The organism is Micromonospora sp. BRA006-A, from assembly GCF_033433935.1.
GTDB lineage: Bacteria > Actinomycetota > Actinomycetes > Mycobacteriales > Micromonosporaceae > Micromonospora > Micromonospora aurantiaca.
In genome coordinates, this window is record NZ_JANCLW010000001.1 from 6,394,881 (window position 1) to 6,418,105 (window position 23,225).

Annotated in this window: 20 protein-coding genes and 1 tRNA gene; 12 read left to right on the plus strand and 9 right to left on the minus strand. The window is 72.5% G+C overall.

Annotated elements, in window-relative coordinates; all coding sequences use genetic code 11:
* The first annotated feature begins 308 nt into the window (after window positions 1-308).
* The 3 genes from NMK34_RS29310 to NMK34_RS29320 are packed head-to-tail and all read left to right on the plus strand — an operon-like array spanning window position 309 to window position 3,114.
* Window positions 309-887 carry a hypothetical protein gene (locus NMK34_RS29310; RefSeq protein WP_318336025.1) on the plus strand — a complete coding sequence of 193 codons (579 nt, stop codon included), beginning with the start codon at window positions 309-311 and terminating at the stop codon, window positions 885-887.
* Between the two features lie 49 nt (window positions 888-936).
* Window positions 937-1,911, plus strand: a complete 975-nt coding sequence (locus NMK34_RS29315; protein WP_318336026.1) for an ArsA-related P-loop ATPase — start codon at window positions 937-939, stop codon at window positions 1,909-1,911.
* Window positions 1,912-1,965: 54 nt separating this feature from the next.
* The gene (locus NMK34_RS29320; RefSeq protein WP_318336027.1) at window positions 1,966-3,114 is read left to right on the plus strand and encodes an ArsA family ATPase; all 1,149 of its coding nucleotides are present in this window, start codon (window positions 1,966-1,968) and stop codon (window positions 3,112-3,114) included.
* Between the two features lie 9 nt (window positions 3,115-3,123).
* Here the strand turns inward: NMK34_RS29320 and NMK34_RS29325 are convergent, their stop codons facing one another.
* The gene (locus NMK34_RS29325; protein ID WP_043327856.1) at window positions 3,124-3,444 is read right to left on the minus strand and encodes a WhiB family transcriptional regulator; all 321 of its coding nucleotides are present in this window, start codon (window positions 3,442-3,444) and stop codon (window positions 3,124-3,126) included.
* A 402-nt stretch (window positions 3,445-3,846) separates the two neighbouring features.
* Here NMK34_RS29325 and NMK34_RS29330 point away from each other — a divergent pair, with 402 nt between their 5' ends.
* Window positions 3,847-6,291, plus strand: coding sequence for a transglycosylase domain-containing protein (locus NMK34_RS29330; protein ID WP_318336028.1), 2,445 nt, complete (start codon window positions 3,847-3,849; stop codon window positions 6,289-6,291).
* Window positions 6,292-6,368: 77 nt separating this feature from the next.
* Here the strand turns inward: NMK34_RS29330 and NMK34_RS29335 are convergent, their stop codons facing one another.
* Window positions 6,369-6,824, minus strand: coding sequence for a GatB/YqeY domain-containing protein (locus tag NMK34_RS29335; protein WP_194801991.1), 456 nt, complete (start codon window positions 6,822-6,824; stop codon window positions 6,369-6,371).
* Window positions 6,825-6,849: 25 nt separating this feature from the next.
* On the opposite strand from NMK34_RS29335, the gene NMK34_RS29340 reads away from it, so the two are divergent.
* From NMK34_RS29340 to NMK34_RS29355, 4 genes are all read left to right on the plus strand, one after another.
* Window positions 6,850-7,743 carry a metallophosphoesterase gene (locus NMK34_RS29340; RefSeq protein ID WP_318336029.1) on the plus strand — a complete coding sequence of 298 codons (894 nt, stop codon included), beginning with the start codon at window positions 6,850-6,852 and terminating at the stop codon, window positions 7,741-7,743.
* A 131-nt stretch (window positions 7,744-7,874) separates the two neighbouring features.
* Window positions 7,875-7,951, plus strand: a tRNA-Pro gene (locus NMK34_RS29345).
* Between the two features lie 81 nt (window positions 7,952-8,032).
* Window positions 8,033-8,707: an HAD-IA family hydrolase gene (locus NMK34_RS29350; protein ID WP_318336030.1), complete on the plus strand. Its 675-nt coding sequence runs from the start codon at window positions 8,033-8,035 to the stop codon at window positions 8,705-8,707.
* Window positions 8,708-8,783: 76 nt separating this feature from the next.
* Complete coding sequence (locus NMK34_RS29355) at window positions 8,784-9,887, plus strand: ionic transporter y4hA (RefSeq protein WP_318336031.1); 1,104 nt, start codon at window positions 8,784-8,786, stop codon at window positions 9,885-9,887.
* A 49-nt stretch (window positions 9,888-9,936) separates the two neighbouring features.
* On the opposite strand, the gene NMK34_RS29360 is transcribed toward NMK34_RS29355, so the two are convergent.
* Complete coding sequence (locus NMK34_RS29360; protein WP_318336032.1) at window positions 9,937-10,410, minus strand: hypothetical protein; 474 nt, start codon at window positions 10,408-10,410, stop codon at window positions 9,937-9,939.
* Window positions 10,411-10,520: 110 nt separating this feature from the next.
* On the opposite strand from NMK34_RS29360, the gene NMK34_RS29365 reads away from it, so the two are divergent.
* The gene (locus NMK34_RS29365) at window positions 10,521-11,810 is read left to right on the plus strand and encodes an MFS transporter (protein WP_318336033.1); all 1,290 of its coding nucleotides are present in this window, start codon (window positions 10,521-10,523) and stop codon (window positions 11,808-11,810) included.
* Between the two features lie 90 nt (window positions 11,811-11,900).
* On the opposite strand, the gene NMK34_RS29370 is transcribed toward NMK34_RS29365, so the two are convergent.
* The 3 genes from NMK34_RS29370 to NMK34_RS29380 all read right to left on the minus strand — a co-directional run bounded on the left by NMK34_RS29370 (window position 11,901) and on the right by NMK34_RS29380 (window position 15,529).
* Window positions 11,901-13,643, minus strand: a complete 1,743-nt coding sequence (locus NMK34_RS29370) for a bifunctional metallophosphatase/5'-nucleotidase (RefSeq protein WP_318336034.1) — start codon at window positions 13,641-13,643, stop codon at window positions 11,901-11,903.
* Between the two features lie 401 nt (window positions 13,644-14,044).
* On the minus strand, window positions 14,045-14,737 hold the full coding sequence (locus NMK34_RS29375) for a histone deacetylase (RefSeq protein WP_318336035.1): 693 nt from the start codon (window positions 14,735-14,737) through the stop codon (window positions 14,045-14,047).
* Between the two features lie 12 nt (window positions 14,738-14,749).
* Window positions 14,750-15,529, minus strand: coding sequence for a phosphodiesterase (locus NMK34_RS29380; protein ID WP_318336036.1), 780 nt, complete (start codon window positions 15,527-15,529; stop codon window positions 14,750-14,752).
* A gap of 178 nt (window positions 15,530-15,707) precedes the next feature.
* Between NMK34_RS29380 and NMK34_RS29385 the strand changes: the two genes are divergently transcribed.
* Entirely contained in the window at window positions 15,708-17,165 is a 1,458-nt protein-coding gene (locus NMK34_RS29385) for a diguanylate cyclase (protein ID WP_318336037.1), read from the plus strand.
* A 159-nt stretch (window positions 17,166-17,324) separates the two neighbouring features.
* Here NMK34_RS29385 and NMK34_RS29390 read toward each other — a convergent pair whose 3' ends face one another.
* Together NMK34_RS29390 and NMK34_RS29395 are read right to left on the minus strand one after the other, a co-directional pair.
* Entirely contained in the window at window positions 17,325-18,386 is a 1,062-nt protein-coding gene (locus NMK34_RS29390) for an aspartate-semialdehyde dehydrogenase (RefSeq protein WP_318336038.1), read from the minus strand.
* 6 nt (window positions 18,387-18,392) lie between these two features.
* Window positions 18,393-19,658, minus strand: coding sequence for an aspartate kinase (locus NMK34_RS29395; protein WP_135242401.1), 1,266 nt, complete (start codon window positions 19,656-19,658; stop codon window positions 18,393-18,395).
* 238 nt (window positions 19,659-19,896) lie between these two features.
* Here NMK34_RS29395 and NMK34_RS29400 point away from each other — a divergent pair, with 238 nt between their 5' ends.
* Window positions 19,897-20,658 carry a hypothetical protein gene (locus NMK34_RS29400; RefSeq protein ID WP_412098935.1) on the plus strand — a complete coding sequence of 254 codons (762 nt, stop codon included), beginning with the start codon at window positions 19,897-19,899 and terminating at the stop codon, window positions 20,656-20,658.
* Between the two features lie 10 nt (window positions 20,659-20,668).
* Here NMK34_RS29400 and NMK34_RS29405 read toward each other — a convergent pair whose 3' ends face one another.
* Window positions 20,669-21,655, minus strand: coding sequence for an ArsR/SmtB family transcription factor (locus NMK34_RS29405; RefSeq protein ID WP_318336039.1), 987 nt, complete (start codon window positions 21,653-21,655; stop codon window positions 20,669-20,671).
* 78 nt (window positions 21,656-21,733) lie between these two features.
* Here NMK34_RS29405 and NMK34_RS29410 point away from each other — a divergent pair, with 78 nt between their 5' ends.
* Window positions 21,734-23,008, plus strand: coding sequence for an MFS transporter (locus NMK34_RS29410; protein ID WP_052165683.1), 1,275 nt, complete (start codon window positions 21,734-21,736; stop codon window positions 23,006-23,008).
* Window positions 23,009-23,225 lie beyond the last annotated feature (217 nt).

Here is a 23,225-nt window from a genome sequence, read left to right on the forward strand (position 1 = left end):
AACAAACACCGCCATCCGGCTCGGAGCCGTCCCCGGCCCGGCTCTCCGCGTCGGGGACGAAGGTAGATCCTGCGACAAGTCCCGGCAACGGGACGCGCACGCTTCGTCACGTCCAGTCACATTTGCGACACAAGGCTGGTCGGGAACGCGGTAGCCGTGTCCGCCCGGCGGGGCGCGTACGCGGGGCTGGCAAGCGCACCGCCGACCGATACCCTTCCGGACTGGACGCGCGCCGACGCGCGCCCGCACACCTCGACCCGTGCCCGTCGCCTGGGGCGGCGACGGGAGCCGCAACCCGGGGGAGACAGATGACCCAACCGCCCGCCGGTGGCGACACCGGCACGCCCGGCGACCCGAATCCGCAACCGCCGCCCGTCGGCGGCGCGCCGCCGGGATCCGCACCCGCAGCCGGTCCGCCGGCGTACCCGTCCGACACCCCGCCGCGAAAGCGACCGGCGGTGCTGATCGTCTCGCTGGTGCTGGCCGCCGCGGTCGTGCTCTGCGGCGGTGGGGGCACTGCCGCGTTCCTCGCCTTACGCAACAGCGAGGACGGCCAGGGCGCGAAAGAACCGCAGGTAGCCGTGGACGGCTTCCTCAAGGCCGTCTACCAGGAGCGCGACCCCGAGAAGGCGGCCACGTTCGTCTGCTCGGCGGCCCGTGACGACGAGAAGATCGCCGCCAAGGTCACCGAGGTGCGGGAGTACGTCGCGCAGTACCAGAACCCCCGGTTCCGCTGGCCCACCCCGACGGTCGACAACCAGACCGGGGACCGGGCCACCGTCTCCGCGCGGGTGACCATGACCACCGCCGACGAGAAGGTCGCCGAGCAGGCGCTGCGTTTCACTGTGGTGCGGAAGACGGGTTGGTGGGTCTGCGAGGTCGGCTGATCCCGCCGGCCGGACAGGGCTGGTCCCAACGGCTGGTTAGGCTCGACGGGTGGCAGCTAGTGAGCAGCCGGCCGAGTCCGCCGGCAGATGGCCGGCCCGCCTGCACGTGGTGACCGGCAAGGGCGGCACCGGAAAGACCAGCGTGGCCGCCGTGCTGGCCCTCGGCCTGGCCGCCGGGGGCCGGCGCACCCTGCTGGTCGAGGTGGAGGGCCGGCAGGGCATCGCACAGCTCTTCGGCACCGACCCGCTGCCGTACGAGGAACGGCACCTCGCCGACGCGCCCGGCGGCGGTGAGGTGCGGGCGCTGGCGGTGGACGCCGAGGAGGCACTCCTCGAATACCTGGACATGTTCTACAAGCTCGGCGCGGCCGGCCGGGCGCTGCGCAAGCTCGGCGCGATCGACTTCGCCACCACGATCGCGCCGGGCCTGCGCGACGTGCTGCTCACCGGCAAGGTCAAGGAGGCGACCACCCGCACCAGCGGGTCGCGCCGGACGTACGACGCGGTGGTGCTGGACGCGCCGCCGACCGGGCGGATCGGCCGCTTCCTGAACGTGACGGCGGAGACCGCCCGGCTGGCGAAGGTCGGCCCGATCAAGACCCAGAGCGAGGGCGTCTCCGCGCTGCTCCGGTCCCCGATGACCGCGGTGCACGTGGTCACTCTGCTGGAGGAGATGCCGGTCCAGGAGACGCTCGACGCGGTCGCGGAGCTGACCCAGCTCGGTTTCCCGGTCGGCCGCGTGATCGTCAACGGTGTCCGCCCGCCGGTGCCGGCCGGGCGGGCGGTGACAGCGGCCGAGCTGAAGCGCGGGCTGGCCTCCGCCGGCCTGCCGACCGACGGCCCGACCGTGGCCGGGCTCGTCGAGGAGGCTCGTGACCAGCAGGTACGCCGTGAGCTGGAGGACTCCCTGCGGGGTGACCTGGTGGATCTGGGCCTGCCCCTGGTCGAGTTGCCGCTGCTGCCCGAGGGGGTCGACCGGGCCGGGCTGGAGACGCTCGCCGAGGCCCTCGTCCGGGCGGATTGACTCACACCTGCGGCCGGCACGGAGCAGAGAGGCCCTCGGGACCGATACGCTCGATTGGTGCCTTCCGAAGACGCGGCGCCTCCGCTTGACGTCGACCAGATCCTCGCCGACGACGGCGTACGGATCGTGGTCTGCTGCGGGGCGGGCGGCGTCGGCAAGACGACCACCGCCGCGGCGCTGGCGCTGCGGGCGGCCGAGCGGCACGGCCGGCGGACGGTGGTGCTCACCATCGACCCGGCCCGCCGGCTGGCGCAGTCGCTCGGCCTGACCGAGCTGGACAACACACCCCGGCAGGTGAAGGGCATCGACGTCGAGGCCAGCGGCGGCGAGCTGCACGCCATGATGCTCGACATGAAGCGCACGTTCGACGACGTGGTGCTCCAGCACACCGACCCGGCGAAGGCCGCGGAGATCTTCGCGAACCCCTTCTACCAGGCCATGAGTTCCACCTTCGCCGGCACGCAGGAGTACATGGCGATGGAGAAGCTGGGCCAGTTGCACGCGCGGGGCGAGTGGGATCTGATCGTGGTGGACACGCCGCCGTCGCGGTCCGCGCTCGACTTCCTGGACGCGCCGGCCCGGCTGTCCCGGTTCCTCGACGGCCGGATGCTGCGGCTGCTGCTGGCGCCGGCGCGCAGCGGCGGGCGGAGCATGTTCAGCCTGGTCACGGCGAGCTTCGGGATGTTCTCCAAGGTGGTGCAGAAGGTGATCGGCGCCCAGCTGCTCACTGATCTGTCCGGCTTCGTGGCCGCCCTCGACTCGATGTTCGGCGGGTTCCGGCAGCGCGCCGAGCAGACGTACCGGATCCTGCAGGCCCGGGAGACGGCGTTCCTGCTGGTCGCGGCGCCGGAGCCGGACGCGGTCCGGGAGGCCGCCTACTTCGCCGGCCGCCTGCGGTCCGAGCGGATGCCGCTGGCCGGGCTGGTGCTCAACCGGGTGCACCGGCCGGCGGCCGACCTGTCCGCCGCGGAGAGCCTGGCCGCCGCCGAGCGGCTGGCCGGCCTGGGTGGGCACGAAGGCACCGTCGAGGTGTTGCGCGCGCATGCCGCGCTGGCCCAGCAGGCGGTACGCGAGGAGCAGGTGGCGGCGCGGTTCACCGAGGCGTTCCCGGCGGTGTCGGCGGTGTCGGTGACGGCGCAGCCCGCCGACGTGCACGACGTCGACGGGCTGCGGACGATCGGCGAGGCGATCAGCCGGAGCTGACCGGTGCGGTCAGGTGGCCGTGGTGACCAGGACCTTGTCCTTGCCGGCCTTCTCCTTGGCGTTCTTCTTCATGGCCGCCTCGAACATCTTGCGCCAGCTGGTGACCTGCGGGTGACGGCGCAGCAACGCCCGGCGCTCGCGCTCGGTCATGCCACCCCACACGCCGAACTCGATCCGGTTGTCGAGCGCGTCGGCCAGGCACTCGTACCGAACTGGGCAGCTCCGGCAGATCCTCTTCGCCACGTTCTGTTCGGCGCCCTGTACGAACAACGCGTCCGGGTCTCCGTTCTGACATGCCGCCAGTGACGGCCAGTCAGTGATCATGCCCATCTGTACACGTCCCCCCTTGCAGTACCTACCGACTTCGCGCGAGCAGCCGTCGTACTTCCCCCCGGTCGTTCGCCCCGGCCTCCCCAGGGCGGCACGAACGACACCGGCTGCGATCGCCGCCACCATCATGCTGTGTAGTCGCCCGATTACGCAACGTTGTCGGCGAAATCCATCATTCCGGACACTCCCGGCTTCCCGGGCTTTCGCCCCGCGACTACCCCGCCCGATTACGTAAAAACGCTGCGCCGCTCCCGGAGTTCGGCGAGACTTCCGCCGGATCCCACGCAACCTCGGACCAGGGCTCGTGCGTTTAGCACAACGAGGCCGGCGCGTGCAGGAAATGGGGAAACTTCCCCGCGCGCCCGCCGATTCCTGCTCGCGTACCCTGTCGAGGTGACCTGGATGCGGAAACGTGACCACAACGTGCTGACCAACGCCGCATCGCTGCTGATCTGCGGCCTGTTGGCCGGAGTGGTGGTCGCCGCGGCGGCCTTCCCCGTGGCAGCGATGTCCGGACTGGCCGCCAAGGCCGGAGCGGAGACGTTCGAGGCGCTGCCCAAGGAGCTGACAGTCGCCCGGGCCCCGCAGATCACCAAGCTGCTCGCGTCCGACGGCAAGACCGTGCTGGCCACGATGTACGACGAGAACCGCAAGGACGTCCAGCTCAAGGACATCTCGCCGTACATGCAGAAGGCCATCATCGCGGCCGAGGACCACGACTTCTACAAGCACAACGGCGTGGACATCAACGGTGTGGCGCGGGCCTTCGTCAACAACCAGGCCGCCGGCTCCTCCCGGCAGGGCGCGTCGACGCTCACCATGCAGTACGTCCGGCTGGCCATCTCCTACTCGGCCACGCACCCGGCCGACGTCGTCGCCGCGACCGAGGACACCAGCGGTCGCAAGCTGCGCGAGATGAGCCTGGCGCTCCAGGTCGACAAGGAGCTCTCCAAGGACGAGATCCTCCGGCGCTACCTGAACATCGCCGCGTTCGGCAACGGCGCGTACGGCATCTGGGCGGCCAGCCAGGTCTACTTCAACAAGCCGCCGAGCAAGCTCGACATCCAGGAGTCGGCGATGCTCGCCGGCATGGTGAAGGCCCCCACCTCGTTCGACCCGACCACCAAGTCGGGCTACCCGGAGGCGGTCGGCCGGCGCGACTACGTCATCCAGAACATGGTGCAGATCGGCGCGATCAACCAGCAGGAGGCGGACGCCGCCAAGAAGATCAAGCTCGAGGTCAGGGGCAAGCGCACCCCGAACGGCTGCACCCAGACCACCACCCGCTCCTGGGGCTTCTTCTGCGACTACCTCTACCGCTGGTGGCTCCAGCAGGAGACGTTCGGCGCCACGTCGTACGACCGGGAGCGGCGGCTCAAGAGCGGCGGCTACACGATCATCTCCACGCTGGACGTCCAGGCGCAGAAGGGCGCCGACAAGGCCGTCCGCAACAAGCTCGGCGAGAGCAGCAAGGCGGCCCGGATGGTGGCCGCCGTCGAACCGGGCACCGGCCGGGTCCGCGCCGTGGCGGTGAACCGGAACTTCAAGCTCGACGACCCGGCCGACCCGCAGAACAAGATTTCCAGCGACCCGAAGAAGGCCAAGAAGAAGATCCGGGGCAACTACCCCAACACGGTGAACCCGCTGGTCACCGGTGGTCCCGGCATCGCCGGCTACCAGGCCGGCTCGACCTTCAAGATCTTCACGCTGGTGGCCGCGCTGGAGAAGGGCTACCCGCTCAGCTACCCCATCAACGCGCAGCCGGTGTTCAAGTCGGACTACCCGGTCGAGTTCAACTCCCCCGCCGCCTGCCCGGGCACCAGCAAGTACTGCCCGAAGAACGCCAACCCCGCGATGGCCGGCATGCACAACATGTGGAGCGGCTTCGGCTTCTCGGTGAACACGTTCTTCATCGACCTGCAGCAGCGGGTCGGCGCGGAGAACGTGGTGAAGGCCGCGCAGAAGCTCGGCATCACGTTCCGCTCGTCGAGCGACGCGCAGCTCGCCGCCAACCCGCACCAGTGGGGCGCGTTCAGCCTCGGCGTCTCCCAGACCACGCCGCTGGAGCTGGCGAACGCGTACGCCACGCTCGCCGCCGACGGCACGTACTGCGAGCCGATCCCGGTGCAGGAGATCCGCGGCCCGGACGGCGAGAAGCTGGACGTCGCCAACCCCCGCTGCGAGCAGCGCGTCAGCACCGAGGTGGCCCGCGCCGCCGTGGACGCCGCGCGCTGCCCGGTCGGTGACCGCTCCTCCACCACCAAGTGCGGCCCCGCCACCGCCGGCAACGTCCGCAACATCGTCAACGCGCCGGTGGCCGGCAAGTCCGGCACCACCGACTCCGACCGCACCTCGGCCCTGGTCGCGATGACCAAGCAGTACGCGGTGGCCGGCATCATGGCCGACCCGGACTGGCCGCAGACCAACCAGAAGATGGGCCACGACGAGACGCCCCAGGGCATCAACCCGGCGGTCTACCAGACGCTGCGCGACGCGATGAAGGGCAAGGAGCGGAAGAACTTCACGCCGCCCAGCGGCAAGATCGTCCTGGGTGACCAGCGCTCCATCCCGGGCGTGAAGTGCGAGTCGATCGACACCGCGAAGTCCCGGCTGAAGGGTGCCGGCTTCGAGCCGGTGGTCTCCAGCAACAAGGTGCCGTCGGAGTGCCCGGCCGGCACCGCCGCCGGCACCAGCCCGGACGGGCGCACCATCAAGGGTGGCGTGGTGATGATCGAGGTCAGCTCCGGCCAGGGCACGGGCACCCCGGAGCAGGGCGGCACCGCGACACCGGACCGGCCGGGTGGGCCGGGCGGGGGCAACGGCAGACCGGGACGACCGGGGAACTGACCCCGGACAGCAGACAGCGACGGCCACCTCCCCCGGGAGGTGGCCGTCGTCGTTTCCGCGCTACCGGAGCGCCCGGGTCAGAGGCCGAGCTGGCGGCGTACCTCGGCGGCGACCCGACCACCCTCGGCCCGGCCGGCCACGGCGCCCTGGGCCGCCTTCATGGCCGGGCCCATCTGCGCCTTGCCGGTGAAGCCGCCCGCGGTGAGCGCCCCCGAGACCAGCTCGGCCAGTTCCTCGTCGGAGAGCTGCTTGGGCAGATAGCGCTCCAGCACCTCACCCTCGGCGGTCTCCTTGCCGGCCTGCTCGGCGCGCCCGGCGTCGGCGAACGCCACCGCCGCCTCGCGGCGCTTCTTGGCCTCCTTGGTCAGCACGGCGAGCACCTCGTCGTCGCTGAGCTCGCGCTTTTCCCGGCCGGCGACCTCGGCGTTGCCCACGGCGGCCAGTGCCATCCGCAGCGTGGAGGTGGTCAGCTCGTCGCGCGCCTTGAGAGCGGCGCGCATGTCGGCGGTGAGACGGTCCTTCAGCGTGCTCATGGACGGTGAAACTACCCTGAACGCCATGCGAAAGCGCACACTATTCCGGCTCGCGGCCGGAACCGTCGCCGCCGGCGCGGCCACCCTGGCGTACGCGTCGCTCATCGAGCGCAACATGTTCACCCTCCGCCGGTACGACGTACCGGTGCTCCCGACCGACGCCGAACCGCTGCGGGTACTGCACCTCTCCGACCTGCACATGATGCCCGGCCAGCGACGCAAGCAGGACTGGGTGGCCTCGCTGGCCGCGCTCGACCCGGACCTGGTCGTGGTCACCGGCGACAACATGGCGCACCCGGAGTCGGTGCCGGGCGTGCTGCGCGCCCTGCAGCCGCTGCTCGACCTGCCCGGCGCGTTCGTCTTCGGCTCCAACGACTACACCGGCCCGGTCTTCAAGAACCCCTTCACCTACTTCCTGCCCGACCGGGAGTACACCGAGGGCGTGCCGCTGCCGTACGAGGAACTGCGCGACATCCTCACCGGCGCCGGCTGGGCCGACCTGAACAACGCCCGCACCACGCTCAAGGCCGGCGGGCGGGAGATCGAGCTGGTCGGCGTGGACGACCCGCACATCGAACGGGACGACTACGACGCCGTGGCCGGCCGGGTCAGCGGCGACACGGCGCTGTCGATAGCGGTGTCCCACTCCCCCGAGCCGATCGTGCTGGACCGGATGGCCGCCGACGGCTTCGGTCTGCTGCTCGCCGGGCACACCCACGGCGGTCAGGTGTGCGTGCCCGGGTACGGCGCCCTGGTGACCAACTGCGGGCTGCCCCGCTCGATGGCGCGCGGGCTGCACCGCTGGCCCGGCTCGGACTCCTGGCTGCACGTCTCCGCCGGCCTCGGCACCCACCCCACCGCCCCGATCCGCTTCGCCTGCCCCCCAGAGGCCAGCATCCTCACCCTGATCCCCCGCTGACCCCCCGGCAGATCTTGGTACGCGGCCGCCCCTCGGAGGGCTGATCCGTACCAAGATCTGCCGGGTACGCGGGGCGGGGGGTACCGAGTTTGACCGTGGGGGCGGGTGGGCTACTATTTGTCGGCACGCCTCGGGGTGTGGCGCAGCTTGGTAGCGCGCTTCGTTCGGGACGAAGAGGTCGTCGGTTCGAATCCGGCCACCCCGACCAGAGGTAAGAGGGCACATCCGATCGATCGGATGTGCCCTCTGCGTCTTCCCGGCCCCGCCACCGTCGCAGTAGGATCCCGCCATGCCACGGCCGGTCGTCTTCGACCTCTTCCACACCCTGGTCCACGGCGCCGACGACGAGCGGGACCGCGTGGTGGGCGAGATGGCGCTCATGGTCGGGGTCGATCCGGCGGCGCTCGTCGACGCGTACCACGCCACCTGGCGGGACCGGCTCGTCCGGTGGAACGCGGCGGAGACGGTCCGCATCCTCGCCGGGCGCCTCGGTGGTTCGCCGACGGATGAGCAGGTGGCCCGGGCAGCCGCGCGCCGGCTGGCCCTCGCCCACCGGGTGCTGGGCCGCGTCTCGCCCGCCACGCTGGACGTGCTCGACGCGCTGCGGGAGCGCGGGCACCGGCTGGCCCTGATCAGCAACGCCACCTCGGAGACGGCCGAGGCGTGGCCGGGCGGCCCGCTCGCCCGGCGTTTCGACGTCACGGTGTTCTCCTGTGAGGCCGGGCTGGCCAAGCCGGATCCGGCGATCTACCGCGCCGCCGCGCAGCGGCTGGGCTTCGCGCCGGCGGACTGCGTGTACGTGGGCGACGGCGCTGACGGCGAGCTGGCCGGCGCGGCGGCGGCCGGCATGACGGTGCTGCGGACGACGGAACACCAGGACACCGATCCGGGCTGGACCGGAACCGTGATCGGGAACCTCCGTGACGTGCTCGCCCACGTGGAGCAACCGGCCTCGATCGAATAGATCGACAGGACTACCCGAAGCCACCCCGCCACGCGCGGTTGACCTCGCTGCCTGGCAAAGTATGCGCATGCCGCCGATGATCCGATCCCGCCTGACCGATTGGACCACCGTCGCGCCCCTGGTCGCCGTGCTCGTGCTCGTGATGACCTGGGGACGGGAGCTGCCCGGCCCGCTCATCTTCGTGGTGGCGGGCCTGCTCGCGGCGGCCGTCCTGGCGGCTGTCCACCACGCCGAGGTGGTCGCGCACAAGGTCGGTGAGCCGTACGGGTCACTCGTGCTCGCGGTGGCGGTCACCGTGATCGAAGTCGGTCTGATCGTCACACTGATGATCAGCGGTGGCGACAAGACGCAGGCGCTGGCGCGGGACACCGTCTTCGCCGCTGTGATGATCACCTGCAACGGCATCCTCGGCCTGTCGCTGCTACTCGGCGCGCTGCGGCGAAAGGTGGCGGTCTTCAATCCGGAGGGCACCGGCGGGGCGCTCGCCACGGTGGCCACGCTCGCCACGCTCAGCATGGTGGTGCCGACGTTCACCACGAGCCGGCCGGGCCCGGAGTTCTCCCCCGCGCAGCTCGCCTTCGCGGCGGTCGCCTCGCTCGCGCTCTACCTGCTGTTCGTCATGGTGCAGACCGGCCGGCACCGCGACTACTTCCTCCCGGTCACGCAGGAGGGCAGCATCCTCGCCGAGGACAAGACCGGCGACGGGCACGCCGAGCCGCCGTCCACCCGTACCGCACTGGCCAGCCTGGCCCTGCTGGTGGTGGCGCTCGTCGCGGTGGTCGGCGACGCGAAGACGATCTCCCCGGCGATCGAGACGGCGGTCAGCGCGGCGAACCTGCCGCAGGCGTTCGTCGGCGTGGTCATCGCGCTGCTGGTGCTGCTGCCGGAGACGCTCGCCGCGGCTCGGGCGGCCCGGCGGGACCGGGTACAGATCAGCCTCAACCTCGCGCTCGGTTCGGCCATGGCCAGCATCGGCCTGACCATCCCGGCCATCGCGATCGCCTCGATCTGGCTGGACGGGCCGCTGGTGCTGGGCCTGGGCGGCACCCAGATGACGCTGCTGGCGCTGACCGCGGTGACGGCGGTGCTCACCGTCGTGCCGGGCCGGGCGACTGTGCTCCAGGGCGGGGTGCACCTGGTGCTGCTCGCCGCGTTCGTCTTCCTGGCCGCCAGCCCGTAAGCGGGCCCACCGCCGGGCCGCGCGCCGACAAGCGCGCCGGCAAGAACCGTCAGTCGTGCGTCTCCGTCCGCGCCACCTCGGCGAACGCGGCGGTCAGGTACTCGGCGAACGGCCGCCCGGTGACCGCCAGCAGATCGGCCACCAGCAGCGGCGCGTGCCGGGCGATCGCCGCCGGGTCGGGCGGGTTCTCGTCGTCACCCGGGTCGTAGACGCCGAGCGCGCCGGCCAGCAGCACCAGCAGCACGTGCGGGTCGACGCCGGGCCACCAGGTCGCCGCCGACCGGACGCACTGTTCCAGCACCTGGCGTACGTCGTCGCCGTCCAGCCCGTCCGGGTGGCCCTCCTCCAGCAGCAGCCGGACCACGCCGCCGAGGACCAGCCCGGACCGGTCGGCGGCGGCCAGCCGCGCGACGGCCGGGGCGTACGCCTCGGCGTCGCGGGCCTGCGCGGCGCTCACCGCGTCGGTGGCCGTCTCGGCGATCTCGCGGGCCGGTGCGGGCAGGTGCCGCCAGGTCGTCGTCACCGGCCCAGCATGGCAGAGCACGTGTGCTCGCTCACCTTCCGGCCCGGCGACCGCGCGTGTAAGGGGTAAACGGGTCGCGGTAGTCGTACCCGCCGAACAGAATCCCTGCCATGCTGCGCCGCGCCCTGCCCGCCCGTCCCGAAGCCCGCCGGATCCTGCTCGGCACCCTGTTCTCCGCCGTCGGGCGCGGCCTCACCCTGCCGTTCCTGTTCATCTACCTCACCGACGTACGCGGCCTGACCGACACCCGGGCCGGGTTGGTGATCGGCTGGTTCGGCGCTGTCACGCTGGCTCTCTCGCCGCTGGCCGGCACGTTCATCGACCGGTTCGGCGCGCGCCGGGTGGTGCTGCCCTGCCTGGTGGTCGAGGCGATCGGCACCGGCTCGCTGGCGCTCGTCGACTCGACCGCCTCGGCGTTCGGCGTGATGACGCTGATCGCCGTCGGCAGCTCGGCGATCTGGGCCGGGCAGAACACGATCCTCGCCTCGCTGACCGACGACGGCGAGAGGCAGCGCGTCTTCGGGCTCAACTTCGCGCTGCTCAACCTGGGTATCGGCACCGGCGGCCTGATCTCCGGCGCGGTGGTCGACGTGGCCCGCCCGATCACCTTCGAGGTGATCTACCTGCTGGACGCGGTGAGCTACCTGACCCCCGCGTTGATCCTGCTCACGCTGCCGCACGTCGGGCGCCGCCCGGCCGTGGCCGCCGGCGCGAAGGCTGACGACCAGAGGACCGGCGGCTACCTCACGGTGCTGCGGGACCGGCCGTTCCGCCGCCTGGTCGTCTTCGGCCTGGTGCTCACCACCTGCGGGTACGCGCAGATCGAGGTGGGCTTCGCGGCGTACTCGGTCCGGGTGGTCGAGGTGACGCCCCGGGTGGTGGCGTGGGCGCTGGCCGCGAACACCGTCATGATCGTGCTCTCGCAGCTGCTGGTGATCCGGCGGCTGGAGGGACGCAGCCGTACCCGTGCGCTCGCCACCGTCGGCGCGGTCTTCGCCGGCGCGTGGCTGGTGCTCGGCGCGGCGGGCGTGGTGGGCAGCGGCAACGCGGTGCTCGCGGCGCTCGGCGTGGTGGCCTGCTCGGCGATCTTCGGGTTCGGCGAGACGATGCTGTCGCCGGTCATGCCCGCGATCACAAACGCGCTCGCCACCGACGAGCTGCGCGGCCGGTACAACGCGATGAGCTCGATGATCTTCGGGATCAGCGGCGTGGTCGGCCCGGTCACCGCCGGTCCGCTTATCGGCGCGGCGAACGGCCGGGTCTGGGTGGCCGTCGTGGTGGGCGGCTGCCTGGCCGCCTCGCTGCTGGCGCTGTCGCTGCGCCCGCTGCTCACCGCCGCGCAGGACGGCCGCCCGACGGCCGCCGCGACGCCTGCGCCCGAGCCCGCGCGGGCGACCTGACAAGCCGGCGGCCCGCGACGAAACGGGCCGCCGGACGCGAACGGGCCCCGAAGCGAACGCTCCGGGGCCCGTCGGTGGTGCGGTCGGCCGTCAGCCGGCAGCGACCTCGGTGGTCGTGCGGATCCGGTCCAGCGCCGGCGGGGAGACCGGCGACTTCTCGGTCAGGTACGCGGTGAAGGCGTCCAGGTCGATCTGGCCGGTCACCGCGTTGGTGCCGCCGGTCAGGACGCTGAAGCCGTCACCGCCACCGGCGAGGAAGTTGTTCACGGTGACCCGGTAGGTGGCGGTGTCCGTCACCGGGGTGCCGTTGATGGTGAGGCTGCCCCGGACCACGCGGGTGCCGGCGCACGGCGTGCCGGCCGGCGCGGTGGTGCCGTTGACGTCCACGACGTAGTTGACGGTCGAGGACGCGTAGAGCACGCGCGCGACGGTGAACTGCTGCTCCAGCATGCAGTAGAGCTGCGCGCCGGTCAGGTCGAGCGTCACCAGGTTGTTGGCGAACGGCTGCACGGTGAACGCCTCGGCGTAGGTGACCGGGCCGGCGTCGAGGTCGGCGCGTACGCCACCGGGGTTCATGAACGCGGCGACCGCGTTCTGCTCGGTGTCGGTCGCGGCGAGCTGCGCGTCGGCGATCAGGTTGCCCAGCGGCGACTCACCGGTCTGGTACGTCGGCTTGCCGTTGGCGTCGACCCCGGTCTGGTACAGGTTCTCCTGGGTCTTGGTGATCGCGGCGGTGGTCTCGCCGACCACCCGGTCGGCCACCGGGCCGAGCGCGGTCTTGTACCGGTTGATCAGGTCGGTCGAGGGCCGGTCCGGCTCGACGTCCCGGGTGACCACCACGTTGTTCGCGGACGCGGTGACCACGTCGCGGGTACGCGGGTCGATCTTCAGGTCGATCTGGGTGACCAGGCGACCGAACGAGCTGGCGCTGGTGACCAGCTTGCCGTTGATGTTGCAGTTGTACGCGGCGTGGGTGTGCCCGCTGACGATCACGTCGATGGACGGGTCCATCCGGTTGGCGATGTCCACGATCGGGCCGCTGAAGCCGGTGCAGTCGTTGATGCCGCCACCGTTCTGCACACCGCCCTCGTGCAGCAGCACGACGATGCTCTTGACCCCGAGCAGGCGCAGGATCTTGGCGTACTTGTTGGCGGTGTCGGCCTCGTCGGTGAACCGCAGGCCGGCGACACCCTGCTGGCTGACGATGTTCGGGGTGCCCTCCAGGGTCATCCCGATGAAGCCGATCGGGACACCCTTGACGATCTTGATGCCGAACGGCTGCATCAGCGGCAGACCGGTGGAGGTCTTGAAGGCGTTCGCCGAGAGGTACGAGAACTTGGCGCCACCGAACGGGGTGCCGTCGGCGCAGCCGTCCACCGGGTGGCAGCCGCCGCGCTGCATGCGCAGCAGCTCGGACGCGCCCTCGTCGAACTCGTGGTTGCCGACGCTCGCGAACTCCAGCCCGGCGAGGTTCATCTCCTCGATGGTGGGCTCGTCGTGGAACGCGGCGGACAGCAGCGGCGAGGCGCCGATCAGGTCACCGGCGGCGACGGTGACGGTGCCCTTGCCCTGCCTCTTGGCCTCGGCGCGCATCGACTTCAGGTGGCTGGCCAGGTATTCCGCGCCACCGGCCGGCTGGCCGTCGATGGTGCCGCTGGATCCGCTCGGCGGTTCCAGGTTGCCGTGGAAGTCGTTGATCGCGAGCAACTGGACGTCGACCGGCTTCGGGCGGGCCTCGGCCTGGTCGGGGGTGACGGCGACCGCGGTGAACGCGGTCGCGGCGAGTGCGGCCAGGCCGACGGCGGCCCGGCGTCGCATCCCGGTGACGGACATGGAACTCCTCGTGAGATGCCGGTATGTGGCGTCCGGGCGATGGTGCGCCCGGCGACCCTGGTCCGTGCCGTGACAGGTGTCGATCGCGGAGGGCGGTACTCGGGGGAACGCCGCCCCGCCGGGGTAGCTTCTCATCCACCGGCCGCCAGGTCGAACGGGGTGGCATCAGGAATCGTCGCTGTCTCGGGCGGCCCGCACCGGTCTGCCGGACGAGTCGGACATGACGGTCAGGTGAAATTCCGCGCGGCGCACGCTGTCGATGCCCGCCGCCGTCGAAGGCGCCGGCTCCCAGGGACAGGGAGCCGGCGCCGCCGCTCATGTCACGCGGAAATCGTTGCGCTGGCAACCGTCCTTGCCGGAATCACCTCCTGCCGGACACCCATCGCGGACCGAACGGTCGTTCATGTACGACGGCCCGGCATATCGAGCGAACTGTCCGAACTCGACTCACTGCCGGGCGTGCCGGTTGGAAGCCCGCTGTGGGCGGCGGCGACCAGCCTGCGCAAGGCGGGCCGGGTCCACCGCCCGGCCACCCCCGGCCGGCCCGCCAGGTAGCCGACGGTGCGCGCGGCGTCCCAGCCGTGCGCCTCGCGCAGCCCGCGCGCCAGCATCCCGAGATAGATCGGCGCGGGCCGGGTCCACCGCACCTCCACCGCCCGGTGCGGCGCGGTGAACGTGAGCATCGGCAGGCCCTCGTGGACGCCGACGCGCAGCAGCGTCTCGTAGCGGCCCGGCCCGAGCGTCGCCCGCCCGGTCTCGACCGCCGCGAGGATCCCGGCCAGGTCGGCGCCGGGCGGCCGGTACATCTCCTGCGCGGCGATGTCCGCGAACTGCTCGACGGTCACCAGGTAGCCGCGCGCCGCCGCCCGCCCGGGCAGCAGCGGGTCGTAGAACGCCATGCCGCCGGTCCAGGCCCGCGACTCACCGGCGAAGTAGACACCGCCGGGGATCAGCACCGGAACCGTCCGGCGCGGTGACCGGCGGTCCCGGCAGCCGGGGTACGTGCGCAGCCCGCCCGGTGGACACCCGCCCCGCAGATACCAGTCGAGCCGGGCGGCGTGCAGGTTCGAGCCGTACGCGACGTACCAGAGCATCGGCGGCGCGGCTCAGAACCAGCAGGTGCGCCCGGCGGCGTGGCTGACCTGGACGGTGTGCGTCACGCAGCCGCCGTCGGCGATCCGGTGCAGCAGGAAGGCGGTCGGCTCGGCGACGAAACCCGGCTCCTCCTCCTCGGTCATGCTGAGGCTCACCTGGATCCAGGTGCTCGGCGCGGTGGTCAGCACCGTACCGGCGAACGCGCTGGCCACCTGGCGGTGCAGGTGCCCCGCGGCGACGCGTACGACATGGGGGTGACGGCCGACCACGGCGGCGAGCGCGTCGGCGTCGGCCAGCCCCATCGCGTCCATGCCCGGCACACCCACGGTGACCGGCGGATGGTGCAGGCACACGACGGCGGGCGCGTCGGTACGGCCGGCGAGCACCCCGTCCAGCCAGGCGAGCTGCTCGTCGCCGAGCCGCCCGCCGGGGCTGCCCGGGGTGAGCGAGTCGAGCACCACGAGCGTCGCGTCCGGCAGGTCGACGTGGTAGTGCGCCGAGAAGCCACCGGCCAGGTAGGGCGTGCCGCCGAACGTGTCGAGCAGCGACTCGCGGTCGTCGTGGTTGCCGGTCACCAGGTGCACAGGCAGCGGGAACGCGCCGACGATCTCGCGCAGGGCGAGGTATTCGTCCGGCCGGCCGTTGGCGGTGAGGTCACCGGTGATCACCACGCAGTCGGGCCGGGGACGCAGGGCGAGCACCGTGCCGAGCGCCCGGTGCAACCCGGACGCCGGGTCGGCCGCGAGCGGGCCGGTGGTCACGTGCGGGTCGCTGAGCTGGGCGATGAGCATCGGCCGCCTCCTCGGGTGCCCGGGCCCCCACGCTATCGCCGCACACCCTCCCCGCGCAGGCCCGCTTCTGCCCACAGGCTGCGTCCACAGCCTGTGGATAGCACATGTGTACGAAGGTCGGCGGCGGTTGCGCTGAGTACCCTTGATCGCGACCCGACCCCCTCCGAGCAGGAACGACGTGGACCACGAGCGAGTCCTCCGCGACGTCACGGTGCGCCTTCCCACGGCGTCCACCGTCCCGGAGGCGTGCCAGTGGACCGTCGCCGCGCTCGCCCGGCACACCCCGGCGACCGCCACCGTCCTGCTCCGCGTCCACGACCGTCTGCGCTGCGTCGCCGCCACCGGCGCCTGGCAGGTCTTCTCGCACGTGCCGGCCACCGCCGACGGCACCCCGCCGGGCCGCCACCGGCCCGAACCCTCGGTGGTGCGGCGGGTCTACGCCTCCGGGATCACCGCCGCCGTGCCCGACGTCGCCGCCGACCCCGACTACCTCGAGGTCCGCCCGGACGTCACCGCCGAACTCTGCGTGCCGGTACGCGACCCGGACGGCCGTCCGATCGGCGTGCTCGACCTGCAGTGGAGCGAGCCGGTCGTGCTCGCGGCCTGGCGGGAGACCGCCGAACTGGTGGCCGACCGCCTCGGCGGGCGGATCGCCGCGCTCGGCGGGCCGCCGGCCGAGAGCCGCAGCGAGAAGCTGTTGCGGCACGCCGCCGCGTTCACCGCCGCGCCGACCGACTGGGACCTGATGACCGCCGCGCTCGCCGCGGCCCGGGACGTGTCAGCGCTCTCCGCCGCCGTGCTGGTGCTCACCGGCCGGCGCGGCCCGCGCCTCGGCGCGCCCACCGGCACCCCTGGGGCGCTGGAGGCGCGCATCCGGGCCGAGCTGGACGAGGCCGGACCGGTGGCGCTGCACCGCATGATCGACCGGGCCCACCGGTACGGCTCGGCGTACACGCTGGGCGAGGCGGGCCACCCGCCCACGGAGGAGTACCTGCCGCTGACCCGGGCCGGCGCACGCACGCTCGTGGCGGTGCCGGTCGGTACACCCGCCTCCGGTGGCGTGCTGCTCGTGGCCGACGAGCAACGCCTGTGCCCCGACCCGACCACCGTCAACCTGATCGAGTTGCTCGCCGGGCAGGCGTGGACCTGCCTGGACCGGCTGCGTACGCTCGCCCGGCTGCGCGAGCAGGCAAGCTCGGACCCGCTCACCGGGCTGCGGCACACCGGTCCGTTCGGGCAGCGGATCGCCACCGCCACTCCGGGGCGTACCGCGCTGCTGGCGATCGACGTGGACGGGTTCAAGGACGTCAACGACACGTACGGCCACCAGGCCGGTGACCGGCTGCTGGTGGGCCTGGCCCGGGCGCTCGAAGGCGCGTTGCGTCAGGGCGACGAGCTGTACCGGACCGGCGGCGACGAGTTCGTGGCGGTGATCGAGGTGAGCCGCCCGGAGGAGGCGGTCCGGATCGCCGAACGGCTCACCGAGGCGGCCCGCCGTACCGGCCGGACGATCAGCGTCGGCGTCGCCCTGCCGAGACCCGGCGAGTCCCCCGAACGCACCCTGCACCGAGCCGACCAGGCCCTCTACGCGGTCAAGCGCCACGGCCGAGACGGCGTCCACCTCTCCGCCGCCTAACCCACCCCGCCCTCTCCCCGCCTCCCGCCCCCTCTCCCAGCCCGTCGATCATGGAGTTGGCGGTGACAAATCGGGCGGCGATTGCCGTCAACTTCATGATCGACGGGCTCTGGGCGGGCGCGGGGCGGGGGGCGGGGGCGGGGGCGGCGGGGGCGGGGCTTATGGGCGGGTCAGGTCCCTGGCCAGGAGTTCGGCTATCTGGGCCGTGTTGAGGGCGGCACCCTTGCGGAGGTTGTCGCCTGTCACGAAGAGGTCCAGGGCCCTGGGGTCGTCGACCGCCCGCCGGATGCGGCCCACCCAGGACGGGTCGGTGCCGACCGCGTCGATCGGCATCGGGAACTCCCCCGCCGCCGGGTCGTCGACCAGGATCACGCCCGGGGCGTTGCGCAGCGCCTCGCGGGCACCTTCGGCGTCCACCTCGGTGGCGAAGACCGCGTGCACGGCGACCGAGTGACCGGTCACCACCGGCACCCGTACGCAGGTGGCGGACACTTTGAGGTCGGGCAGCCCGAGGATCTTGCGCGACTCGTTGCGCAGCTTCATCTCCTCGGAGGACCAGCCGCCGTCTGCCAGCGAGCCCGCCCACGGAACGACGTTGAGCGCCAGCGGCGCCGGGAACGGACCCAGCTCGTCGCCGACTGCCTGTCGCACGTCACCGGCCCGGGAACCGAGCACCCGATCCCCGGCGATCTTGCCGAGCTGGAGGTGCAGCGCGTCCACGCCGGCCTGCCCCGCCCCCGAGACCGCCTGGTACGACGCGAGCACCAGCTCGCGCAGCCCGTACTCGCGGTGCAGCGGCGCGACCGCCACGATCATCGCCAGCGTCGTGCAGTTGGCGTTGGCGATGATGCTCTTGGGCCGGTTGCGTACCTGCTCGGGGTTGATCTCGGGGACCACGAGCGGCACGTCACGGTCCATCCGGAAGGCGCCGGAGTTGTCCACCACCACCGCGCCGCGCGCGACGGCGACCGGTGCCCACTGCGCGGAGACGTCGTCCGGCACGTCGAACATCGCCACGTCGACGTCGTCGAGCGCGTCGGCGGTGAGCGCCTGGACGGTCAGTTCCTCGCCCCGGCACTGCAGGCGCCGGCCGGCCGACCGCTCGGAGGCGAGCAGCCGGATCTCGCCCCACACGTTGCGCCGGGAGGAGAGGATCTGGCACATCACCGTACCGACGGCACCTGTCGCCCCGACCACGGCGAGGGTGGGCAGCGACGCCACGGCGCGTTACCGCCCGGTGCCGGCGTAGACGACGGCTTCGGTGTCACCACCCAGCTCGAAGGCGTCGTGGATGGCGCGGACCGCCTTGTCCAGGTCGGTGTCGCGGCAGACCACGGAGACCCGGATCTCCGAGGTGGAGATCATCTCGATGTTGACGCCGGCCGCGCCGAGGGCGGCGAAGAAGCCGGCCGCCACGCCCGGGTGCGAGCGCATGCCCGCGCCGATGAGGGACACCTTGCCGACGTGGTCGTCGTACAGCAGGCCCTTGAACTTGACCGACTCCTGGATCTTGCTGAGCGCGGTCATCGCGGTCGGGCCGTCGGCCTTGGGCAGCGTGAACGAGATGTCCGTGCGGCCGGTGCCCTCGGTGGACACGTTCTGCACGATCATGTCGATGTTGATCTCCGCGCCGGCCACGGTGTCGAAGATCGACGCGGCGGCGCCCGGCTCGTCGGGCACGCCGACGATCGTGATCTTCGCTTCGCTGCGGTCGTGGGCGACCCCGGTGATCAGTGCCTGTTCCACAGGAAGGTCCTCCATCGATCCGGTGACCATCGTGCCGGTGTTGGTCGAGTATGACGAACGGACGTGGATCGGCAAGCCCGCGCGCCGCGCGTACTCGACGCTGCGCAGGTGCAGCACCTTCGCGCCGCAGGCGGCCAGCTCCAGCATCTCCTCGTAGGTGATCTGCTTGATGTGCCGGGCGTTCGGCACGATGCGCGGGTCGGCGCTGAAGATGCCGTCCACGTCGGTGTAGATCTCGCAGACGTCCGCCTCCAGCGCGGCGGCGAGCGCCACGGCGGTGGTGTCCGAGCCGCCGCGCCCGAGCGTGGTCACGTCCTTGGTGTCCTGCGAGACGCCCTGGAAACCGGCGACGATGACCACCGCGCCCTCGTCCAGCGCGCCCTTGAGCCGCCCCGGGGTCACGTCGATGATCCGGGCCCGGCCGTGCACCGAGGTGGTGATCACGCCGGCCTGCGAACCGGTGAACGAGCGGGCTTCGTACCCCAGGTTGTGGATGGCCATGGCGAGCAGCGCCATGGAGATCCGCTCCCCGGCGGTGAGCAGCATGTCCAGCTCGCGGCCCGGCGGCAGCGGGCTGACCTGGTTGGCCAGGTCGAGCAGCTCGTCGGTGGTGTCGCCCATGGCGGACACCACGACCACCACGTCGTCGCCGGCCTTGCGCGCGGCCACGATGCGCTCGGCCACCCGCTTGATCCGCTCGGCGTTGGCGACGGAGGACCCGCCGTACTTCTGCACCACGAGTGCCACGACGGTGCACTCCCTCCCAGCGACGACCCTGAGCGTGCCGACGCCGCCGGCGCTCTCGGTCCGGCGGCGCGTGTCGAACCGCCTCAGCCTATCGGGCGGCCCGCGACGCCGGGTCGGGTGATCCCACCATCCGGCCCCGGCGTGGGGCGGCTCACCAGCCCGGAAGGACGCGACACGCCAAGCGGTACAGCCGTACGGTGGGCTGACCTGGACCCTCCCCACGACGCAGAATGAGCCGGTGCACGCTCATCGACGTGCGGCCCGCCTGACCGGCGTGCTCGCGCTCACCCTGCCGGTACTGCTGGCCGCCTGCGACGGCGGCAACCCCGAGGCGGCGCCCACCGGCACCGCCGACCCGGTCCCGGTGCAGGTCGACGCCGCCCGCGAGGAACTGGCCGGGTTGGCCGCCGCGGCGCAGGACCGCCACCTCACCGCCACGTACGCGTTCACCCCCGCCGAGGGCACGCCCCGCACGGTGGCCTTCACCAGCGCCAACGACGGCAGCTGGCGGGTCGACGTGCCCGGCTGGGGGCACGCCGGCACGGTGGACGTCTCGCTCGCCGGCACCTCCGACGGGCTGTTCCAGTGCGCGCTGCCCTCGGCCGGCTGGCCGCAGGCGGCGACCTGCGTCCGCCTCGGCGACGCCGACGACGCGGTGCCGCGCCGGCTCGACCCCCGCGTGCAGCACCCGTTCACCGACTGGCTGGAGGTGCTGACCGACAGGCGTGCGCCGCTCGCCGTCTCCCCGGCCGATCCGCTGCCGGGAGCCGACGGCCCCTGCTACACGGTCGACAGCACCTCGGCGTCGCTGAACGCGCCGCTGGACGTGGGCATCTACTGCTTCCGGGAGGACGGCACACCGGCGGCGGTACGGGTCGGGTTCGGCACGCTGACGCTGACCGGCGAGCCCGGCGCCGCGCCGGGCACCGTCGAGCTGGCCGGCGCGGTGACCGACGGCGAGCCGGTCAGCCGGGACGCCCCGAGCCCCGGCACGCCCTGACGCGTCCCGCTCAGCCGCCCCGCGCCGCGCGGACCAACGCGGCACCGACCTCGCTGTTGCGGTAGAGCACGTGCCGCCCGGCGCGGGACCGGGTGACCAGACCGGCGGCGTGCAGCGCGGAGAGATGCTGGGACACGTTCCCGGCGGACAGCCCGGTGAGCCGGGCGAGGTCCGTGGTGGTCGTCGCCGCGTCGAGCAGGTTCAGCAGGACGGCCCGGCCGCCGCCGACCACCCGGGCGAGCGCGTCGCCGGCCGGTTCAGGTCCGCGTTCCCACAGCGTCCCGACCGCCCGCACCGGGTACGCCGCGGCGGGCAACGAGTCCTCCAGCAGGTTCCACAGCACCCGCCGGTCGGTGAACACACTCGGGTTCAGCGCCAGCCCCCGCCCCCGCAGGTCGAAGTCCCGCTCGAACGGATCGTCGCTCACCACGCGGTCGCCGAGCCAGCGCAGGCTCGGGTGCAGCTGCTCGAACAGCCGGCCGGCGCCGCCCTCGGCGAGCTGGGCCGCCCGGTACGCCACGTCGGCGTCCAGCAGCGCCCGCATGCGCGGCCAGTCGGGGGCGATCGCCTCCTCGTACCAGACCCGCACCGCCTCCACCAACTGCGGCAGCAGCCCGGCCGGGTCGGCGAGCAACGCCCGCCCGAACGGGCTCAGCGGACGGCTCGGAACGGTGGCCAGCAGATCCTGCACCACCACGTCCGGCGGCGTCGCCGCGATGTGGTCGAGCTGGTCCGCCATGTCCGCGTCCGGGCGGGCGGCCGGCGTCAGGAAGTCCGGTAGCCAGCGGCGCGGCCGGGCCAGGTCCGTCAACGGGCGGACCCGATCGGCCACCTCGGGGCGGCGCAGCGTCGCCCGGGCACGGTCGATCCACTGCAGGTGCACCGCGTAGCGGACCGGCTCGGCCAGCGCCCACATGCTCATCACGGTCTCGTTCGCCGGCGACACCGCGAACCGCACGCCCGCCACGTCGGCCAGGTTGAACCGCAACTCGGACACGAGCACCCCCGGACGCCGGATTCGGCCCAGACTAAAAGGTTCGACCGGAGCGCGGGGGGCACGGTTTGCTCACCTGTCATGGGGGCCAGACAGAGCATCCGCACCGCCGTCCGTCACGTCGTACCGCCTGCCGGTCTGACCCGCGCCCTGGCCGTGCAGGCCATGGTGTTCGCCGTCGGTCACGGCCTGTTCCAGGCCGGCAGCGCCGTCTTCTTCACCCGGGCGCTGGGTCTCAGCCCGGCCCAGGTGGGTCTCGGCCTCTCCCTCGCCGCCGGGGCGTCCCTGCTCGGCACCGTGCCGCTGGGCGGGCTCACCGACCGGTACGGGCCGCAGCGGGTGTGGATCGTCTGCCTGCTGCTGGACGCGGCGCTGTTCGCCGCGTACCCGTTCGTCGGCGGCTTCGCCGGGTTCCTCGCGGTGGTGATCGCGCTGGCCGTGACGGGCGCGGCGACCGGCGTCGCCCGCCAGGTCTACTCGATCAACGTGCTGCGCCCGGAGGAACGGGTCACCGCGATGGCCTACCAGCGCTCCTCGCTGAACGTCGGCTTCGGGCTCGGCGCGCTGATCAGCGGCCTGGTGCTGGCCGTCGACACGATCTGGGCGTACCGCGGGATGGTCTGGTTCATCACCGTGGTCTTCCTGGTGACCGCCGGCTTCGTGCGCCGGCTGCCCCGGCTGCCGGAGGTGACCCGCACGGCCGAGCCGATGAGCCGGCTGGCGGTGCTGCGGGACCGGCCGTTCATGACCGTCGCGCTGCTGTCCGGGCTGCTCACCGCGCACCAGACGCTCTACCTGACGGTGATGCCGCTGTGGATCCTCACCCGTACCGACGCGCCGAAGACGATCATCGCCGCGCTGGTGCTGCTCAACACCGTGCTGGTCGTGCTGTTCCAGGTGCGGGCCAGCCGGGGCGCGGACACCGCGCCGGGCGCGGCCCGGGCGTCCCGCCGGGGCGCGGTGCTGATCGCCCTGTTCTGCGTGGTACTGCCGGTCTCCGGCGCGACCACGGGACCGCTCACCGTGGCGGTGCTGGTGGCCGCCGCGACGCTGCTCATCCTGGCCGAGCTGATCGAGTCGGCGGGCACCTGGGGACTGACCGCCACGCTGCCGCCCGCCGCCCAGCGCGGCGCGTACGTCGGCGCCTTCGGGCTCGGCTCCCAGTTGCAGTTCCTGATCGCTCCGGCCGGGCTGACCGCGCTCGGCGTGAGCACCGGCGGCTGGGGCTGGTACCCGGCGGCGGCGCTGTTCGTCCTGGTCGGGCTGGCGATCGTGCCGGCGGTGGCCCGGGCGGAGCGGACGCCTCGGCTACCGGGCGTGTCCAGGTCCACCGACTCGGTGACTCTGATCCCATAGTCCGGACCAGCCTTCCCACCGCCCGTCCCACCACGTAGGGTGACCTCGTCATGTGGCGCGCGTACCTTCTCCTTGGCTGCCGCGACGAGGCCTGACCGGCCGGCACCTCGTCGCGGAGTCGCTACGCGCCGTCCAGCACATCCGATCTTCTTCTCGGCACCGCCGCGCACCGTCGCCCGGCAGCCCGCCGACACCTTTCCGATCTGCTGACGCCACA